Below are 18341 nucleotides of genomic sequence, written 5' to 3'. Positions count from 1 at the left end.
TAAATCAGTACGAAAGCAACAATAAAAGTGGGGTAAATGGCAAGTTTTACTAGCTGCCTTTACCCAAACGTCTAAACGTCGGGTATCATACAGCAGCGACGCAAAAGGGACGATTTATGAAAATTGCCAGCATCAATGTCAATGGTATTCGTGATGCCGTCGATCGTGGCTTCCTGGACTGGCTGGCTCAGCAGGATGTCGACGTGGTCTGCGTGCAGAACATCAAGGCAAAAAGTTTTGAACTGGGTGACCACATTCTGTATCCGGAAGGCTATGAAGGCTATTTCCTGGATGCCGAAGAGGACGGTTTCTCCGGTGTGGCACTCTATTGCCGCAAAATTCCCAAGGCGATTATGTATGGCCTTGGGTTTCCACAGTGTGATCATGAAGGACGTTTTCTGCAGGCGGATTATGAACGCTTCAGTATCGTCTCCTTCCTGATGCCTGACGGAAGTGACCAAAAAGCCAAACAGGCGTTTATGGAGCAATATCAGGAGTACCTGACGAAGATGTCGCGCAAACGCCGCGAATACATCCTCTGCGGTACCTGGCATATTGCCCATAAAACCGTCGATTTGGCCAACTGGTCGGATAATCAACTGACCTCAGGCTTTCGCCCGGAAGAGCGTGCCTGGATGGATCAGGTGCTTGGTCCCACCGGGTTTATCGACACCTTCCGCGAAATTAACCGCGATGCAGGTGAGTACACCTGGTGGCCGAAGCTTGACCAAGACGTGCCTCGTGAGCGCCAGGAAGGCTGGCGGATCGACTATCAGTTAGTCGGCCCCAACTTCCGCCGCCACGTGGTCGACGCGTGGATCGATTACGATGCGACCTTCTCAGAGTTCGCACCGCTAATCGTTGAGTACGACCTAGCGCTTTAGGCGCTAGGCAACGAACTTTTCCCGCGTCGCCTGTCACCCTTGCTGATTAGCCGGGGTGACAAACAACAGGCCAGCATTTAGCTGGCCTGTTGTTTTTATACGCCTTACTCTTCACACCTCACCTTCATTACCCTCGAATACCCAGCGCTTCACGCTGATGATCACGTAACGCATCGCCTGCCTTCTCGGCCAAGTCGAGCATGTCATTTAGCTCGGCACGGGTGAAGGCGCCGGCCTCGGCGGTTCCCTGTACTTCGATCAGCTCGCCGCTTTCGGTCATTACCACGTTCAGGTCGGTATCGGCCTTGCTGTCTTCCGGGTAGTCCAGATCCAGCACCGGCACGCCTTTATAAATACCCACGGAAATGGCGCTCACCAACTGCTTGAAGGGATCGCCCTTGATCTTCTTCTCGCGTTGCAGATAACGGATCGCATCGATCAGTGCTACGCAGCCCCCGGTAATCGCCGCGGTACGGGTACCGCCATCGGCCTGAATCACATCGCAATCCACAGTAATGGTGAACTCACCCAGCTTCTTCAAATTCACCGCGGCGCGCAGGCTACGGCCAATCAAACGCTGGATTTCCAGCGTGCGACCGCCTTGCTTGCCGCGGGTCGCTTCACGGCCACTACGGGTGTGAGTGGCGCGGGGCAGCATGCCGTACTCAGCGGTGACCCAGCCCTGATTCTTGCCGCGCAGCCAGCGCGGCACACCGGCTTCTACGCTGGCATTACACAGCACTTTGGTATCGCCAAACTCCACCAGTACGGAGCCTTCCGCATGACGGGTGTAATCGCGGGTCAGGCGAATCTCACGGAGCTGGTCGGCTTCGCGACCACTGGGGCGCACAACATCAGGACGCTTAGCACTGCTCACAAATATTACCTCTCGATAAACGCGTAACTGGGAAAAGCCGTCCATTGTACACGTCTGGGAGTGCGCTGATGGGCTTAACATCCAGCTAGCGTCTTGAAAGGGGCGTTTCAAGAGTAGTACGTAGGCGTCCGAAATACGTTAGCGAAATAGGAACTTATGGACGGATGGTACTTCCGTCTCACGCAACAAGGAATAGAAGCTGCTGTGCGGCTCAAAATTGGCAACAAAGCACCATATCTGCGATGTGTTCGGTGAGCAGGAAATCGGTGGCTATAAGATTTATGGGCCTCTGGTGGTATTTGCTTGGAGCCAAGGGAAAGGAAATCGCCAAGCCACTACGCCCTAGAAAATGCGGGAAACGTCGCCTATCCAACATTGCATAAGCAACCAGCCTTGCGCAAAATCAGCTTTGGTATGGTCATTATCGATTTCGCAGCAGAGGCAACAGATCATGTCATTCGATCCAAACTACGTCGCCACAATTGAAGAAATCGCGGATGCAATCACAAATGATAACGTGACATGGGCTAACCACCTATCCTACGACCCGGATGGCAACGGAGAGATGACTGCTATCTGGTTTGCAACTTTGACAAATTCGTCGTCGCTGAGCGCAGACGACATCTTTGTCATCTGAATCCTCGTGACCGTTGACGACAACAGTAGGGAATAACGGAATTGGCTAATCACGCTCCGTATGATGAACGCAAATCAATAGGCCCTACGCCCGATCTCGCCGCGAAAAGTGCGATCTGTTTGCAGTTGCCTCGCAACTCCACTGGCTCTGATGTCATCATCTATGAGAAGGATGCCGACAAGGCAATGACGCCTGCGTCAATCGTCAAACTGATGACGGCCGTCGTTGCCATCGAGATGGCAAGTAATTTCCAGTTGCCGAAAAGCTTCAAGCTAGAGATAGTTTCTGAAGATGATGTCGAAGGATCAGGTCGTAACCTTCATGCAGGAGACCGCCTTTCACTCGGCGACAGCATTGCTAACCTTTTGGTGCCGTCATCAAATGTAGCAGCCAATCTGATTGCGCGGACATTTGGTCAAATGATGCTGGGATCGAAGACAGGCACAAGTCACGACGCCGTGCAGCGCTTCGTTGCGGAAATGAACACGACCGCTCGAAATATTGGGATGACGAAATCGCAATTCCTGAACCCACACGGGTTGGCGGTACGCGGACAACGATCTACTGCCCGTGATTTATCATTGCTGGTTAAGAAATGTCTGATATATGGCCCGATTACGAGGGTTTGGGGGACCAAGGCTTTTTCTATTGGGATAACGGGACCGGTGCCGCGCAGGCTGGTTTTAAAGTCTGCTTTTCACTCCTCAACGCGACGGGCTGTACCGGAATTCTCGCTTCCGCAATATCTTGGTGGGAAAACGGGCACGCTATGGCCAGCTATATTCAACCTGGCATCTGTTTCGGCAACTAAGAGCGGAGGGATCTGCGTCTCAGTATCGCTTGGGTCACCAACAGTAGAGGAGCGATACCACGACTATTTGAAATTGGTTGACCTCAGTAATGAATTAGCACGCGGCACCGTTTGAATCTGTACCTTGCACCGCTAATGATCATCGCTCCGGGTGGGAACGATGTTTATGTTTTGTTCACGGATTTCGGACACCTACGCACTACTCATGTAATGACCCCATGAAGTAGGTTGGTTGCGTCAATCGAGACGCCCTTCGTAAAGTTTCTTGAAAGCGGCATAACGCGCAGTGTGCAGCGCTTGCATTGCCTGGTCGGGCTCTAATGTTTGTTCGCCTGGGGTGAGGCCATTGGCAACGCTGAGCACCTCACCATTGGCCTGAGCAGCGAGCGCCGCCACGGCTACTCCAAGTAGTACGGGTTCCGGCGCATCCGCCAGCACAACCCGGCAACCGGTACCGTCGGCATAGAGCTTGCGCAGCAGTGCTGAACGTCCATGCCCTCCGCTGAGGTGCAGGGTATCGATGGCATAACCATGGGCGTTCATACGCTCTATGATGGCACGGGTGCCGTAAATCAGCGAGGTGGCTGCCGCCCAATAGACCTTGATGAAGCTCTCGCGAGGAGTATCAAGGGTCAATCCCGTGATGGTGCCGCGAATTTCCGGATCCGCCAATGGCGAGCGATTGCCAATGAAGTCTGGACAAACATGGGTGTCAGGAGCTGGGTCGCCGGATGCCAAGCGTTCGAGTAGAAGGTCTGATAACGCGCCGTGAAGATCGTCGCCGAATTCACTGCTGGCTGAAAATAGTGCCGCCAGATGATCTAGAAGGGCACCGGTAATGCTTTGCCCCCCTTCGTTGGCAACAAAACCGTCGCATAGCGCCCCCGGATAAGGGCCCCACACGCCGGGTACCTCTCGCCGCACCGGCTGGGCGCCGATATGGCAGGTGGAAGTGCCGCCAATCACGGCAAGGCGGCGCTCGGGAGCATCAGCGAGGCTTCTGCCTAGCGTGCCAAGCGCACCGGCATAGGCATCAATCATGCCCACTGCGAAGGTACACCGAGTCGTCAGTCCCAAGTCATCGGCGGCTTCTTCGGTCAACTGCCCAAGTGCTACACCCACGGGAAGGGCTTGTTCGGGCAGGCGGGCGCACTCGAGTACATCCTGCATATCGATCTGGTTTAGAAAGTCGCGATCCCAGCCATGACCAGGGCGTGGGTCAAACGTCCACTTGCAGGAGAGCATGCAGACCGAGCGTTCAAGAGAGCCGGTGCATTTAAAGCCCAGCCAATCGCCTAGATCACCAGCGTAGCCGATCTTTGCATAGAGCTTGGGCTGGTGCCTCTTCAACCACATGAGCTTAGGCATCTGCATCTCAGGAGACATGACACCACCCAGATTGCGCAGCGGCGCGGCCTGGGTAGCCGTGCACTCAGCGGCTTCTGCGGTTGCCCGATGATCCATCCACACAATGATATTCCACGCCTCATCGCCCGGTGAGAGCGCTAGAGGCTTATCCTGTTTATCAAGGAGCACCAACGAGCAGGTGGCGCTCACCGACATACTGGTGATGGAATCGGACGTTACACCGGCAGCCTCGCGGGCGCGCTGGGTTGCGCTGCATACCGCGCGCCAGATATCCGCTGAGCTTTGCTCCACGTGATGCTCGGCAGGGCGATGCATTGCAATGGGTGTTTTCGCTTCGGCAAGCATCACGCCATCCGGCGTGAAAATGCCTGCTCGGGCGCTGCCCGTACCGATATCAATGCCTAGAACATGTTCTTGATGACTCATGGGAAAACCTTACTCACGACTGTTTAATAAATGGCATACGTAGTGCCATTACAATAATTAGAAAAGCCCCCCATACCGCGGTGGCTAGATGCTGGCTGGCGCCCATCAGATTCATGCCGGAAGCGATTACCTGCAGGCTCATCAAGCCCAGCACCAGTGGCAGTACGCGGCCAAAGCCACCAAAGGGGTTTGCCCCGGCCAGAAAACAGGCCAAAACCGTAATCAGTAGGTAGCTCTCGCCGTGGCCTACACGTACAGAGTTAAAGCGGGCGAGCATCACCATGCCCGCTAACCCTGCCAAAATGCCGGAAATCGTGTAGACGGTGATCAACACGCGCTTGACGTTAATGCCCGAGTACTCCGTCGCCCGAGAGTTGGAGCCCAGCATATAAATCGAAAAGCCAGTGCGGGTGAAATGCATGATGTAGATCAACCCTGCGGCAGCGGCGAGAAAGATCAGCATGGGGATTGGTATGCCCAGAAAACTGCCGCTGCCGATGGTTTGAAATACCTCCGGCATGCCTGAAATACCGCCACCGCGGGTTAAAAACTCACCCACACCCTGCAGAAAGATCATTGCCCCAAGGGAAACCAAAATGGGGTGGGCGCCCACATAGGCAACGATAACGCCAATCAAAAAGCCTGCGGCAGCGCCGACGGCAAGCCCGGCGATAATCGCCATGGGAACGCTTAGTATGCCCATGCCCGCCAGTAACCCCTGTACCAGCCAGGCGGTCATCAGCCCTGCGATATTGGCGGTAAAGGTAACCGAGAGGTTCAGGCCGCCGGAAATAATGGGTAGCAGCATCGCCAGTGAGAGTAACCCCAGCTCCGGCAGCTGCATCGACATCGAGCCAAAATTAGTGGCGGTCAGAAAGCCCGGTGCCAATAGCGAGAAGAGGCCAATACTGCCGATGAGCAGAGCCGTCATGGCGGCCACTTCAATGCTATCGCCCCCCAGGCGGAGTCCGGCCGTGGAGGGCTGTTTATTCAGGCGCTTATTCATACGTTCCTCGCCTTGGTGGTGCGGGGCAACAGGTTGCCTAGGTTGCTGGTGGTGATCGCAATCAAGATAATCAGCCCGACAATCATGCGGAAGGCGTAAGGAGTGACACCCAGCAGATTCAGGCCGTTTTGGACGACGGCGAGAAGCAGCACACCCAGTACGGCGCCGAGCACTGAGCCGCGCCCACCACCCAGGGTGGCGCCGCCTAGCACGACAGCCGCCAGAATTGGCAACTCCTGGCCTATCAAGGCGTTGGGCACGACCTCTTGTACGATATGTGCCTGCATCAGGCCCGCCACCCCCGCGCATAGACCCAGCCAGCCGTAGGCAAAGGCATGGATCTTCCAGACACTAACGCCAGAGCGGCGGGCTGACTCGGGATTTGATCCGAAACCGTAGATCGCGCGACCAAAACCGGTGCGGGCCAGAATGAACCAAGTGAGTATGACCATCACCACCATAACTGCCGCGGGTAAGTAGAGCGTGGCTGATCCGCGTTCGGCGGGTAGGTCAAGCAGCGGAACGGAGTAGTAGAGCCAATCGGGGATATCGTAGATGGACACCCCGCTGGTGAAATACATCAAGAGGCCGAAAAACAGGTTAAATGTGCCGATGGTGACGATGATCGAAACTATTCGGAAGCGATGGATCAGCAGCGCATTGAAGAGCCCCAGTAGCATGCCAACCAGCATCGAAAGCAGGATGCCAAGCAACCAGTTGCCCCCACCCAGGTAATTCATCAGCAGTGACAGCACCACGTACTGCACCACGGATGCCGCCACTGCGAAGGAAATATCTATCCCACCCGCAATCAGAACGACGACCAGGCCCACTGCAAAGATGATATTGACCGACTGATTGTTAAGCAGGTCGAACAGATTCTGAAAGGTGAGAAAGCTGTCGGTCGCTAGTGCCAACACTACGCACAGCAGCATGAGGATACTCAATAGAGTACCTTCAGTGCCGATTCTTCTGTTTAGCAGTCGTTTATGCATTGATGATCGCCTCCAGCGCTTCTTCCGTGGCCTCCGCAGGTATGACCTCGGAGTAGATGCGCCCCTCGCGCAATACGAGCGCACGGTCTGCGTTCATCCAGATTTCTCCTGCTTCATCCGAAATCAGAATGATGGCCATGCCCTGGTCGGCAAGATTTCTGATGATGTCGAAAATACCGGCTTTGGCGCCTACATCGACGCCAATCGTCGGGCAGTCAAGAATGAGAACCTCGGGTTCAGTGGCTAGCCATTTGGCGAGTGCAATGCGTTGCTGGTTACCACCGGATAATGAGGAGACCGCAAGCTCGGCATCACTCACCTTGGTTTTAAGCTGCTCAATCCAGTGGGCAGTCAGTGCCTTGATGCGCTGAGGGGAGAGAAAGAAGCGCGGTTTTTCCAGTTTTGGTAGTACTGTCACTGCGGTATTCATATTGATGGACTGGTTTTGCACCAGACCAAGATTGAGTCGGTCTTCAGAGAGGTAGGCAATGCGATGGCGCACGGCATCGCGGTTGGAGTTTAGCGTCAGCGGTTGACCCTCTTTTAGCAGCTGCCCTGAAGTGGGCTGGGTCATCCCAAAAATCGTGTGGGCTATTTCGGTACGCCCTGCGCCCAGCAAACCCGTCAGGCCAAGAATTTCACCGCGATGCAGGGTGAAAGAGACATTTTCAAATTCCCCTTCACGGCTTAAGTTTTTAAGCTCCAGTACCGGGGCTCCTTGGTGTGTTTCAGCACGAGGGGTAAACTCAAGTTCAAGCCCGGTCATCAGTGTTGAAAGTCGTGCCTGGGTCATCCCCTCGGTGGGGTAGGTGCCGACCAACTTCCCGTTGCGGAGCACGGTGACCCGTTGACACACCTCCAACACTTCCACCAGCCGGTGGCTGACCAAGACAATGGAAATGCCTTTCGCCGCCAGTGAGCGGGTAATGCCCAGCAGTGTCTGCACCTCTTTATAGGTAAGCGAGGCGGTGGGCTCATCCATAAAAATGATACTGGCCCCTGCACGCAGCACGCGGCAAATCGCAACGAGTTGACGATGGGCAATCGAAAGGTCTTCAACACGGGCCATCGGATCCAGGTCGAGGCCAAACTGCTGAATGATCTCGCGGGATTGCGTCAGCGCATCTTTGTAGGAAATAGGCCGCCAAGGCTTGGCAACGTAGTCATCGAAGACGATATTTTCCGCGACGGTCAGGTGCGGGAACAGCGCGAGATCTTGCCAGATCACATGGATGCCCCGGTTGCGCGCCTCTATCGGGCTAATGGCAGAGAGCGTTTCATCGCCAAACGAAAGCTCTACCCCCTCTTCAGGCGTGTATACGCCGTTAATAATTTTAATGAGCGTGCTTTTGCCACAACCGTTTTCACCTGCAAGGCAAAGCACCTCACCCCGGCGAAGTTCGAATTCGACATCATCGAGCACCCGGCTTTGACCGAAAATCTTGCTAACGTGACGCGCTCGAATCGCGATATCGCCCATTGGAGGCTCCTCTCTCAACATCACTGCCGCGCTCATCAGGAGCGCGGCAGCCTTTACACGATCAATAAGCGCACTCTTACAGGCCGAGCTCTGCCAGCTCATCCACGGTATCTTTGCTCAGCTTGAGTGGCTGTGAGGCAAAGATCGTTTTGCCGTCCAGGGTAATTTCACCCAGTACCGGCAATTCGGCGCCATCGGTAATCTCTTCGCCGTTATAGAGCATCTCACCCAGGGCAACGAACGCTTTGCCCGCGTCCAGAGGGCTCCACTGGAAACCACCGGTAATCACACCTTCGTGCACCAGACGGCGCCCCTGGCCAGGAGAGAACAGGCCCATAACGGCCACATCCCCTTCCAGCCCCCGCTCTTTCACGGCCCGAGCAGCGCCGATGGTTCCCTGGCTACCAAATGACATGATGCCGGCCAAATCTTCGTGGGCACGCAGTAAGTCCAGGGTGGTATTGCGGCTGTCATCGACGCTTTCGGCCACGCCGAAACGATCAGCGGCTTGGGTCAAGCCCGAGCAGTTATCATCGAGCCAGTTCACGGCAGCATCTGCCCAGGCGTTGTGAGCGGGCACGCTGAGGCCACCAACGTAAACGGCATAAGAGCCTTCGCAGCCGGTGGTGTCAGCCAATAGCTTGGCGTGCTCTTCACCTAACTGCTGCGCTGAAATCATTTCAAAGTCGTAGTCGATGTTGACCGATTCGGGGCTTTCATGGGTCAGTACGATAATTCCCTGATCACGTGCCCGCTCCAATACCGGCTCAAGAACCTCGCGATCATTCGGGACAACACCAATGACATCAACGCCACGGCTGATCAGATCCTCTATCGCACGTACCTGCAGGGCAGGGTCAGCGCTGGTGGGGCCTACCATATAGGCTTCTACTCTAAGCTCTTCACCCATTTGTTCGATGCCCATTTCCATGGCATTGAACCAGGGGATGCCACCCACCTTGGCGACCACGGCAATAGTAGGAGACTCCTGAGCCATTGCGCCGGTGCTGCCGATAATGCCTGTTAGCGTAGCTGCGGTAAGAAGTGCTTTGTATTTCATTGTGATTTCCTGCTTGCTGTTGGCTGACCCAGTCAGTGGAATAGAGTGCATTGAAGCGCTTTAATAGTGCTGCTGTACGTTGCGTCATGATCAAATAAAATGGCGCAGACGCTTCCGAGCCTCACAATGCATAGGAGCTTTACACAGTGCTGGATACGTTGAGTGGTACCTAAGCGATGCGTCATCGCTATCGTTATTGTCATTTAGTCGAGAATGCACAATCGGTTGTGCATAGCGTAGGATTGATCTATTGCATCATCACGTCAATGCTACTTTTATCTAATCGCAAGGAGCTGCCACGTGGTTAGCGACTCTTCATCCAAGCGGCTGACTATTTACGACCTGGCGAGGTTGGCAGAAACATCGCCCAGTACCGTCAGTGCCGTGCTCAACGGCACTTGGCAGCGCCGTCGCATCAGCAAGAAACTTGCCAGCAAAATTCTTTCGCTCGCCCAGTCGGAAGGCTACTCGGCCAACATGCAGGCCCGTGCCTTGCGGCGCGAACGCTCAGGTATCATCGGCATGATCCTGCCGCTGTACGACAACCGCTATTTCAGTTCGATAGCCCAACATTTCGAATCAGAAGCACGTCGACGGGGGCTGTTTGCGATTGTTTCGTGTACGAATCGAGATCCCAAGCAAGAGTGTGAAGCAGCCCGTATGATGCTGGCTTACCGTGTCGAGTGCCTGGTATGCACCGGCGCAACGGATCCGGATACGATTGCACAGATGTGTGCAGAGAGCGGCGTGCAAAGCATTAATCTCGATCTTCCTGGCAGTAAGGCACCGTCGGTGATTTCCAATAACCGTGATGGCGCGCGACAGCTTACCCATGCCATCCTCAACCGCCTTGCTGAAGAGAAGCGCAGTGATGACCCTGTGCTATTTATTGGCGGCCGTGATGAGGATCACAATACCCGCGAGCGTATTGCCGGCTTCAAGCAAGCGAGAGAGGAGGTGGGGCTGGCGACGGCGGAAGAGAATATCCTCCCCTGCGATTATGCTGCCGATAAGGCCCAGGCTGCGTTGGCAACATACATGCGTAACCGGTCTACTCTGCCCAGCGCTATGTTCGTCAACTCCACGATTTCTCTTGAGGGCATCGTTCGTGGGTTACAGCTAAATGGCTATTATCTAGATGACATTATTTTTGGTTGTTTTGACTGGGATCCTCTTGCCGCTGCCTTTCATCCGCGTTTGATGATGGTTCGGCAAAATGTGATCGAGATGATCGACCGCGTCTTCGAGCTGATTGATACGCCACCGCGGGATTCCCGTCTGCTCATAGAGGTTCAGCCAGAAATAATGGGTGTTTGATACGCTCTTTCGCACAGCATTTACTGAATCGAATGAATAGGCTAGCCATTTAGACACGACTGTTGGCAATGCTTTATACACCGTTATTCACTACCAGGATGAAACATGGCCACTTCCAGCCGCGTACACAGCATGACCACCTTTGCCCGCACCGAGCAGGCTGCCCCGTTTGGCACGCTGCAGGTGGAAATTCGCTCGGTGAACCAGCGCTATCTAGATCCTCACTTCCGCCTGCATGAAAGCCTGCGTGACCTAGAGCCAGTGCTGCGTGAAGCGCTGCGCACCCGTTTAGCCCGTGGCAAAGTCGAGTGCAGTGTTCGCTTTGAGAGCGCCGAAACCGCCCAAGCCCCCGCTGTTAACAGCGCCCGCTTAGCCGCCATTGCTGATGCGCTAACCGCCATTCAGCAGCAAGTGCCCAGCGCCGTGCCGCCCACCACACTTGCGCTACTCAACCAGCCCGGCGTGATGGAAACCCAGCACCTTGACCAAGACGCCATCAAGGCCGCCGCCAAAGCGCTGTTTGACCAAGCGCTGGATGAGCTGATTGACGCCCGTGCCCGTGAAGGGGAAAAGCTTGCCGAGATGATCACCACCCGCCTGACAGCGGTAAGTGAGCAGGTCGCCACCGTGCGCAGCCTGCTACCGCAGATTCTGGAGCGCCAACGCACCCAACTGCTGGAACGCCTGGAAGTCGCCAAAACCGAACTCGACCCCCAGCGCCTGGAAGCCGAATTGGTGCTGGTGGCGCAAAAAGCTGATGTGGATGAAGAGCTAGACCGCCTGACCGCGCATATCGAAGAAGTGAGCCACCAGCTCGCCCAAAAAGGCCCCAAAGGCCGCCGTTTGGACTTCCTAATGCAAGAACTCAACCGCGAAGCCAACACGCTCTCGTCAAAATCCGTGGTGGCTGAGACCACACGCTGCGCGGTGGAGTTGAAGGTGCTGATCGAACAGATGCGGGAGCAGATTCAGAATATTGAGTGAAGTTATCTAGCACCTGAGGAGCATGATTAGCGACTAGGTAGGGGAATCAGCTAGGCGAAAATCAGCATGTAGGTGTTGTCAATGCTCGCGCTGGGCCTGTTTGTGGGGGTCGTGCATGGGCAACTCCACCAGAGCCTGCGGCCATAGGGTGCGGGCTTTATCAAGGGTGTTATCCAAATTAGGTTTGATTGAGCGCCAGGGAGTATCGGCTTTTTTGGCCTGCTAAATTGAACGCGGTGGTGCGCTCGTTTTCCATACACACTGGTAGCCACAATGTCGTAAGCTGGTGATTGCCGCAGAATGCTCAATCGATCCATTTACCCCGCCTTTCCATTGTTAGTCTTCATCCCCTAGCAAGCCCTTCCACGGGTCATCAATGACGCTATCGCTGCCACTCAAGCCGCTCAAGAGCAAATCGCTGCATGGCACAGGAACCGGGGGATTTGCGGCTGGTTACCCACCAGGTAAATATCACCGCACTGATTGGTGGCAGCGTTGGCTCGGGTGAGATGATCGTGGTGCGTCCAATGGATGAATCGTTGCAGGTCGTGGGGCGGTTAAGCGTTAGCGGCCAATAATTTGCTTCTTATCCACATGAGACTTTATAAAGTAAAAACCGATATAGATTAGGAACTCTTTATGAAAGCCGTTGTTTTTGAGCAATTTTCCGCCCCTCCTCGCGTCCAGCAATTACCTGATCCCACCCCTGAGCCGCATGGCGTTGTGGTGAAAGTGATAGCGACAGGAGTTTGCCGCAGCGACTGGCATGGCTGGGTAGGGCATGATACCGATATCCAGCTTCCCCATGTGCCGGGCCATGAGCTGGCAGGCGTAGTCGAAGCCGTTGGTAAAGATGTAACGCAATGGCGCATTGGCGACCGCGTCACGGTGCCGTTCGTGGGTGGCTGTGGCACTTGCCCAGAGTGTCACTCGGGCAACCATCAGGTGTGCGATAGTCAGTTTCAGCCCGGCTTCACTCACTGGGGCTCATTTGCTGAGTATGTGAGTATTCACTATGCCGATGTGAACTTGGTTGCGCTGCCAGAGACACTCGACTTCGCGACGGCGGCCAGCCTGGGGTGTCGGTTTGTCACTTCCTTTCGGGCGGTCGTCGATCAGGGCCAAACATCGGCTGGGCAGTGGGTGGCCATTCACGGCTGCGGAGGTGTTGGTCTATCCGCCGTAATGATTGCCAACGCCATCGGTGCCAACGTTGTGGCCATCGATATTTCGGAGGAGGCGCTTACTCTGGCCCGTCAACTGGGCGCCGTTGCCACTGTGAATGCCGCCAAGGCGGCCAATGTGGTTGAAGCAGTTGCGGAAATAACCCGAGGTGGTGCTCACGTGTCGTTGGATGCGCTAGGGCACCCGACGACCTGCTTTAACTCGATCAGCAATCTGCGTAAACGCGGCAAGCATATTCAGGTCGGGTTGATGTTGGCTGAGAACAGCACGCCCGCCATTCCCATGAGCAAGGTCATTGCCCATGAGCTTGAAATACTGGGTAGTCACGGCATGCAGGCCCACCGTTACGACGCCATGCTGGCGATGATAGAGTCTGGGAAGCTGGCGCCTGAAAAGCTTATCGGCAAACGAATCAATCTTGAGCAGTCGATTGATGCGCTAATGAACATGGATAAGTTCGAAGGGGCGGGCGTGACGGTGGTGACCGAGTTTTGAGGAAACCGCTGAGACGTTTAATAACAATTTCCTTCAATGAAACGAGGCAAATTATTCGCTCCTCATCGGCGGGTTGAGGTTTTACGCTGGGCGTATTGATAAGGAGTAAGTTATGCCATCAGATACTATTCAATCAGCACGTCGCGTGATCGCCCAGCACCCGGCCAAGCGCGATGATATCGGCGATTTAATTACCCGGCGCCCGCTGCCGGGGCCGCAGCTTGAACAGCTCGATCCGTTTCTGTTTCTTAACCATCACGGCCCGCAGACGTATCCGGCCAATAATCGTGGCCTGCCGTTCGGCCCGCATCCGCACCGGGGCTTTGAAACGGTCACCTTTATACTGGAAGGCTCTCTGGCCCATGCCGATAGCGCCAAGCATCAAAGCGTGATCAATGCGGGCGGCGTGCAGTGGATGACCGCGGGTAGCGGCATTGTGCATGCGGAAATTTCGCCAGAGGAGTTTCTACGCGATGGTGGCCCGTTGGAGATTCTGCAGCTGTGGGTCAACCTACCGTCGCACTTGAAAATGAGCGAGCCGCGCTACGTAGGGCTGCAACAAGAATCTATTCCCGCTATCGCGTTGCCGGGTGGCGGTGAGCTGAATCTGATCGCTGGTGAGTGGCAGGGTAGCGTTGGCCCTATCAACTCACTGACTGGCGTGTTTATGTCAACGCTACGGTTGCCTGCCGGTAGCCACGAACAGTTGCCCGTGGCGTCAGGACGGCAGGTGTTTCTCTACGTGGTGGATGGCGATGTCACGGTGGGAGGCGAGCCAGTCAAGCCGCATCACCTAATTGAAGTAGATCGCACAGGTGACAGCCTCGATATCGAAGCCAGTAGCGATGCGCGGCTGCTGTTTGGTCATGGCGATGTGATCGATGAGCCGGTCTACTCCCACGGCCCTTTTGTAATGAATACCCGTGAAGAGATCGTTCAGGCGGTCGAGGACTACCAGAACGGTAAGTTCGGCGGTCTGGATGCTTAGTATTTAAAGCGGCTCGCCGCGATAGTAGTGCCACAGAAACAGCGAACCCACGCTGCGCCAGGGCGCCCAGTGTTCCACCAACTGGCGGGCCTGTTTAGGCGTGGGTTTATCGTCCATGCCTTTTAAGCGGCCCAGCGCAACCCGCAGGGCAAGGTCATCAGCGGGGAAAATATCTGGGCGTTGCAGCGAGAACATCAGGTAGATCTCAGCACTCCAACGGCCAAAACCGCGTAGCTCGGTAATCGCGGCAATCGCCTCGTAGTCGCTTAGTTGTTCCAGCCCCTCGGCGCTAAAAGTGCCTGCCAACTCTGCTTCTGCCAGCCCTTTAGCGTAATCGATCTTGCGCCAGGAAAGCCCCGCATCGCGCAGCGCTTGGCCCTCTATCTCTATTACCGCTTTAGCGTGAAGCTCGGGCAGCAGTGTATTTACACGACCCATAATCGCGCGAGCCGCTTCGGTAGATAGTTGCTGGCTAACGATAGTCGAGAAGAACGTCGCAAAGCCTTTATCACGCTCGCGAGGCGAGGGCGCTCCGACTAGCGGTAGGGCGCGGGCGATATCGGGGTCAGCCTTGGCGAGTTCAGCCATGGCGTGTTCGATCGTGTTAAAAGATGGGGTATCAGCTGGCATTATTACTCCTGGTTAAAATGAGTATTATATTGCTCACTAATTGAGTTTTTATATATTTATGAGTATTAAAATGCACATTCCGGAGCCTTAGGCTACACTATTGAGCATTAAACTGCTCAGTTATTAACTGCTCAATTAAGGTGTCCCACGTTGCTAACCATCCAGACATTTCATCATGGCCAGTGGCACGATGCCGCTGAGCTGGTGATTGAGCATCCAGCGCAAGGTCGCCGAGGGCCTGCGCGCTTGGGCTATATCACCGACTATGCCCTTGAATGGTTGGATCGCGATGATGAGCATGCTTGCAGCCTGCTTTTGCCGATTGAGCTAATGAATACCCATCAATCGCCACGCTGGTTCGCTTTTTTAGACGATATCATGCCTTCTGGGGCCAGCCGCCGTTACTGGGTCACGCAGTTGGGGATATCGGCGCTTACTGAGGCTGAACAAGATTACGCCCTATTGGCTAAAGGGACGATTGCTCCGGTGGGTAATTTACGTATTAAAGAGGCCCTTCCCGAGCGTCCAGTAGGTAGCACGCTAGAGCAGCAGCGCTTTGCCTTACGCGATGTTGTGGATCGAGATAGCGATTTTCTTGCTTATGCGCAGCAAATGGGAGCCGCTGGGGGTGGTGCGACCGGAGCTGGCGGTGAAGCGCCTAAGCTACTGCTACGCTGTTCGCCAAACGATCAGGTCTGGATCGATACCTATCAGGATGACCCGGCGAATACCGACCAGCACTATCTGGTGAAATTTCCTCGCGGCCAGCGCACCGAGCTTGATAACAATATCCTTCGCGCCGAATACCATTTCTATCATGAGCTGGCGTCACTCGGCATAGCGACGATCGACACTCAAAGGATGCGGCTACTGGAAGGCGAGCGCTATCCATCGCTGTGGTTGCCCCGCTTTGATGTTGATTACCCCGCTGGGAAGCGAACGCTGTATGGGCTGGAGTCGGTTTATTCCGCGATGAAGCGTCAGCCAGGAAGCTTCTTAAACCATTTTGACGTGATTGAGACACTGGTTGGCCTGTTGAGCCAGCAATACCGCGTTCGCGAGTTAGGAGGTCATTTTGATACGGCGAGTTTCGTGAGCGAGTGGGTGAAACGTGATCTGCTTAATGTCGCTTTTGCTAATAGCGATAACCATGGCCGCAATACGGCGCTGTTGAAAACGCCTCAGGGAATCTGGCTGGCGCCAGTCTACGATTTTGCGCCCATGAAGGCTGACCCAGAAGGTATTATTCGCACCACCACTTGGGGCGCGCCGTTTGAAGAGGGTCCTGAATTCAGCTGGGTAGCCATTACGGAGAATTTAAATGCCTATGTGCCAGCCGAGCAGTTGATGGCAGAGCTAAAAGCGCTGGGGAGTCAGTTAGCCGGGCTAAAAGAACGACTTGCTGCGCGGGGAGTGCCGGAAGCGTTGCTAGCATCGAATGCGGTGGGGTTAAATTATCTGGATGCTAAGCTGCCCCGCTGGGGACTGGTATGAAACGCAAAGAACTCTCTAGCATTGAGCGCGAGGCACTACTTATGGCGCTATTGTCCCAGCTGCTGCGGGAAGAGATCAGCTCAGGGCAGGTGCTGCGTCAACTACGCCGCGAAGTATTGGGAATGTCGCAGACACAATATGCCGAGCTGGTGGGTATCAGTCGCCGCACCTTGTCTGATCTGGAAGCCGATAAAGCAAGCCCTACACTGGCGCTGCTAAACCAAGTATTCCGCCCCTTGGGCCTGCAAACCGGCTTGGTGCCGCGTAACCGTCATCTGCGTGAGCGGTTGCTTTCAGTGGAATCCCCTAGCGCCTGACCGCCAAACACCTTATCCAAACATTTCCTATTCAACCCAACTTAACGATTGTGTTCGCCCGCTAACTTTTTAAACGCAGCATGTTTCTACTTTCGTCTAATCCTGCGATCATTTGCGCCATCGTGATACCAACCGGGCGGTATCCCAAGGAGTTAAGCATGCAGGATTCGACAGCATCGTCGTCTCAAGGGCTGGCGCGCAACCCGCGTTTGGCCGAATTTGTGTTGGCGCTGGGCGGCTTTGGAATCGGCACCAGCGAGTTCGTCATTATGGGCCTGATGAACCGTGTGGCGGGTGATTTAGCGGTAACGGTGCCGCAAGTGGGTTACGCAATAAGCAGCTACGCCTTGGGCGTGGTAGTCGGTGCGCCGCTGATTTCGGCGCTGGCCGCGCGAGTACCTAGGCGGTCGCTGTTGATTATGCTGATGCTGGTATTTGCGGTGGGCAATATTGCTAGTGCCATGGCACCAGGGTTCTGGTCATTCGTAGGGCTGCGTTTTCTGGCTGGCTTACCTCACGGCGCTTATTTTGGCATCGCCGCACTGGTGGCCGCGGGAGCCGTGCCGATAAACCAACGGGCGCGGGCTGTTTCCCGGGTGATGATGGGTTTAACCGTGGCGATTCTGATCGGTGCGCCGCTGGGTACCTGGGCGGGTAACCTGTTGGGCTGGCAGATCGCCTTTGCGGGTGTCGGTGGTATTGCGTTGCTCACCGCCCTGTTGATCCGCTTCTATGTACCGGTGCAGCCCGTCGATACTCTAGCAAGCCCGGTGCGTGAGCTTTCAGCGCTGCTTAAGCAGCGGGTGTTGGTTACCCTGGCGCTTGCCTGCATCGGCTGCGGCGGCATGTTCGCCATTTTTAGCTATGTGATGCCGACATTAACCCAGCAGGCGGGTATGAGCGAAGCGCTGGGGCCGTTGGTGCTGGTCATTTTCGGCCTGGGCTCTATTGCCGGTAACTTAATCGGCGGGCGCATGGCGGATAAAAACCTGATGCGTGCCATACCTACCATTCTGCTCTGGTGTGGCGTGGTACAAGGGTTGTTTTACTTTGCGGCGAATAACGTTTGGACGGGGCTGCTGTTTGTTGGCCTGGTGGGCACCAGTATGGCACTAGCGCCTTCATTACAAACCCGCTTGATGGATGTGGCGGAAGATGCCCAAACCATGGCGGCCTCACTCAACCACGCGGCCTTTAACGGTGCCAATGCCCTAGGGGCGTGGCTTGCTGGCTTGGCAATCAGCGCTGGCTTTAGCTGGTCGAGCACGGGCTTGGTCGGTGCGGGATTGGCACTCTGTGGCTTGGTGATTTTTGCCGCTGGGCGATGGTTGGAAAAGCGCACCTACGGCGCCGTGGCCCAGCGAGCCTAGCGTTGGCTAACGTTGCA

17 protein-coding genes are annotated in these 18341 nt (G+C 55.3%); 10 read left to right on the top strand and 7 right to left on the bottom strand.

Annotated elements, in window-relative coordinates:
* Positions 1-116 precede the first annotated feature (116 nt).
* Positions 117-884 carry an exodeoxyribonuclease III gene (locus tag LMS44_RS23705; protein ID WP_009286323.1) on the top strand — a complete coding sequence of 256 codons (768 nt, stop codon included), beginning with the start codon at positions 117-119 and terminating at the stop codon, positions 882-884.
* 127 nt (positions 885-1011) lie between these two features.
* Here LMS44_RS23705 and rph read toward each other — a convergent pair whose 3' ends face one another.
* On the bottom strand, positions 1012-1734 hold the full coding sequence (rph, locus tag LMS44_RS23700; RefSeq protein ID WP_170834128.1) for a ribonuclease PH: 723 nt from the start codon (positions 1732-1734) through the stop codon (positions 1012-1014).
* 705 nt (positions 1735-2439) lie between these two features.
* Here rph and LMS44_RS23695 point away from each other — a divergent pair.
* Positions 2440-3324 carry a D-alanyl-D-alanine carboxypeptidase family protein gene (locus LMS44_RS23695; protein WP_498946567.1) on the top strand — a complete coding sequence of 295 codons (885 nt, stop codon included), beginning with the start codon at positions 2440-2442 and terminating at the stop codon, positions 3322-3324.
* Between the two features lie 122 nt (positions 3325-3446).
* Here the strand turns inward: LMS44_RS23695 and LMS44_RS23690 are convergent, their stop codons facing one another.
* From LMS44_RS23690 to LMS44_RS23670, 5 genes are all read right to left on the bottom strand, one after another.
* On the bottom strand, positions 3447-5003 hold the full coding sequence (locus LMS44_RS23690) for an FGGY family pentulose kinase (protein WP_089691127.1): 1557 nt from the start codon (positions 5001-5003) through the stop codon (positions 3447-3449).
* A gap of 13 nt (positions 5004-5016) precedes the next feature.
* Positions 5017-6009 carry an ABC transporter permease gene (locus LMS44_RS23685; RefSeq protein ID WP_041157439.1) on the bottom strand — a complete coding sequence of 331 codons (993 nt, stop codon included), beginning with the start codon at positions 6007-6009 and terminating at the stop codon, positions 5017-5019.
* Complete coding sequence (locus LMS44_RS23680; RefSeq protein WP_022521073.1) at positions 6006-7004, bottom strand: ABC transporter permease; 999 nt, start codon at positions 7002-7004, stop codon at positions 6006-6008. Before LMS44_RS23680 ends, LMS44_RS23685 begins: the two co-directional genes overlap by 4 nt.
* Entirely contained in the window at positions 6997-8484 is a 1488-nt protein-coding gene (locus LMS44_RS23675) for a sugar ABC transporter ATP-binding protein (RefSeq protein ID WP_220388302.1), read from the bottom strand. The genes LMS44_RS23680 and LMS44_RS23675 overlap by 8 nt, the downstream gene beginning before the upstream one ends.
* A gap of 76 nt (positions 8485-8560) precedes the next feature.
* Positions 8561-9544 (bottom strand): type 1 periplasmic-binding domain-containing protein, encoded by a 984-nt coding sequence (locus tag LMS44_RS23670; RefSeq protein WP_498946564.1) that lies wholly within the window; start codon positions 9542-9544, stop codon positions 8561-8563.
* Between the two features lie 300 nt (positions 9545-9844).
* Here LMS44_RS23670 and LMS44_RS23665 point away from each other — a divergent pair, with 300 nt between their 5' ends.
* The 5 genes from LMS44_RS23665 to LMS44_RS23645 all read left to right on the top strand — a co-directional run bounded on the left by LMS44_RS23665 (position 9845) and on the right by LMS44_RS23645 (position 14513).
* Positions 9845-10861 (top strand): substrate-binding domain-containing protein, encoded by a 1017-nt coding sequence (locus LMS44_RS23665; protein WP_009286319.1) that lies wholly within the window; start codon positions 9845-9847, stop codon positions 10859-10861.
* A gap of 105 nt (positions 10862-10966) precedes the next feature.
* Positions 10967-11845 (top strand): YicC/YloC family endoribonuclease, encoded by an 879-nt coding sequence (locus tag LMS44_RS23660; RefSeq protein ID WP_089691123.1) that lies wholly within the window; start codon positions 10967-10969, stop codon positions 11843-11845.
* Between the two features lie 422 nt (positions 11846-12267).
* Entirely contained in the window at positions 12268-12423 is a 156-nt protein-coding gene (locus LMS44_RS23655) for a hypothetical protein (protein ID WP_258955963.1), read from the top strand.
* Positions 12424-12484: 61 nt separating this feature from the next.
* Positions 12485-13525 carry a zinc-dependent alcohol dehydrogenase family protein gene (locus LMS44_RS23650; protein ID WP_041157435.1) on the top strand — a complete coding sequence of 347 codons (1041 nt, stop codon included), beginning with the start codon at positions 12485-12487 and terminating at the stop codon, positions 13523-13525.
* 112 nt (positions 13526-13637) lie between these two features.
* Positions 13638-14513, top strand: coding sequence for a pirin family protein (locus LMS44_RS23645; RefSeq protein WP_089691120.1), 876 nt, complete (start codon positions 13638-13640; stop codon positions 14511-14513).
* Between the two features lie 3 nt (positions 14514-14516).
* Here the strand turns inward: LMS44_RS23645 and LMS44_RS23640 are convergent, their stop codons facing one another.
* The gene (locus LMS44_RS23640) at positions 14517-15143 is read right to left on the bottom strand and encodes a DNA-3-methyladenine glycosylase family protein (protein WP_089691117.1); all 627 of its coding nucleotides are present in this window, start codon (positions 15141-15143) and stop codon (positions 14517-14519) included.
* Between the two features lie 150 nt (positions 15144-15293).
* Between LMS44_RS23640 and LMS44_RS23635 the strand changes: the two genes are divergently transcribed.
* From LMS44_RS23635 to LMS44_RS23625, 3 genes are all read left to right on the top strand, one after another.
* Entirely contained in the window at positions 15294-16637 is a 1344-nt protein-coding gene (locus LMS44_RS23635; RefSeq protein ID WP_089691115.1) for a type II toxin-antitoxin system HipA family toxin, read from the top strand.
* Positions 16634-16954 (top strand): helix-turn-helix transcriptional regulator, encoded by a 321-nt coding sequence (locus LMS44_RS23630; protein WP_022521088.1) that lies wholly within the window; start codon positions 16634-16636, stop codon positions 16952-16954. Before LMS44_RS23635 ends, LMS44_RS23630 begins: the two co-directional genes overlap by 4 nt.
* A 158-nt stretch (positions 16955-17112) precedes the next feature.
* Positions 17113-18324: an MFS transporter gene (locus LMS44_RS23625; protein ID WP_089691113.1), complete on the top strand. Its 1212-nt coding sequence runs from the start codon at positions 17113-17115 to the stop codon at positions 18322-18324.
* Positions 18325-18341 lie beyond the last annotated feature (17 nt).

Source organism: Halomonas profundus (assembly GCF_020865425.1).
Taxonomy (GTDB): Bacteria; Pseudomonadota; Gammaproteobacteria; order Pseudomonadales; family Halomonadaceae; genus Vreelandella; species Vreelandella titanicae.
The sequence above is the reverse complement of the archived record's forward strand: the minus strand, read 5'-3'. Positions and strand labels throughout refer to the sequence as shown.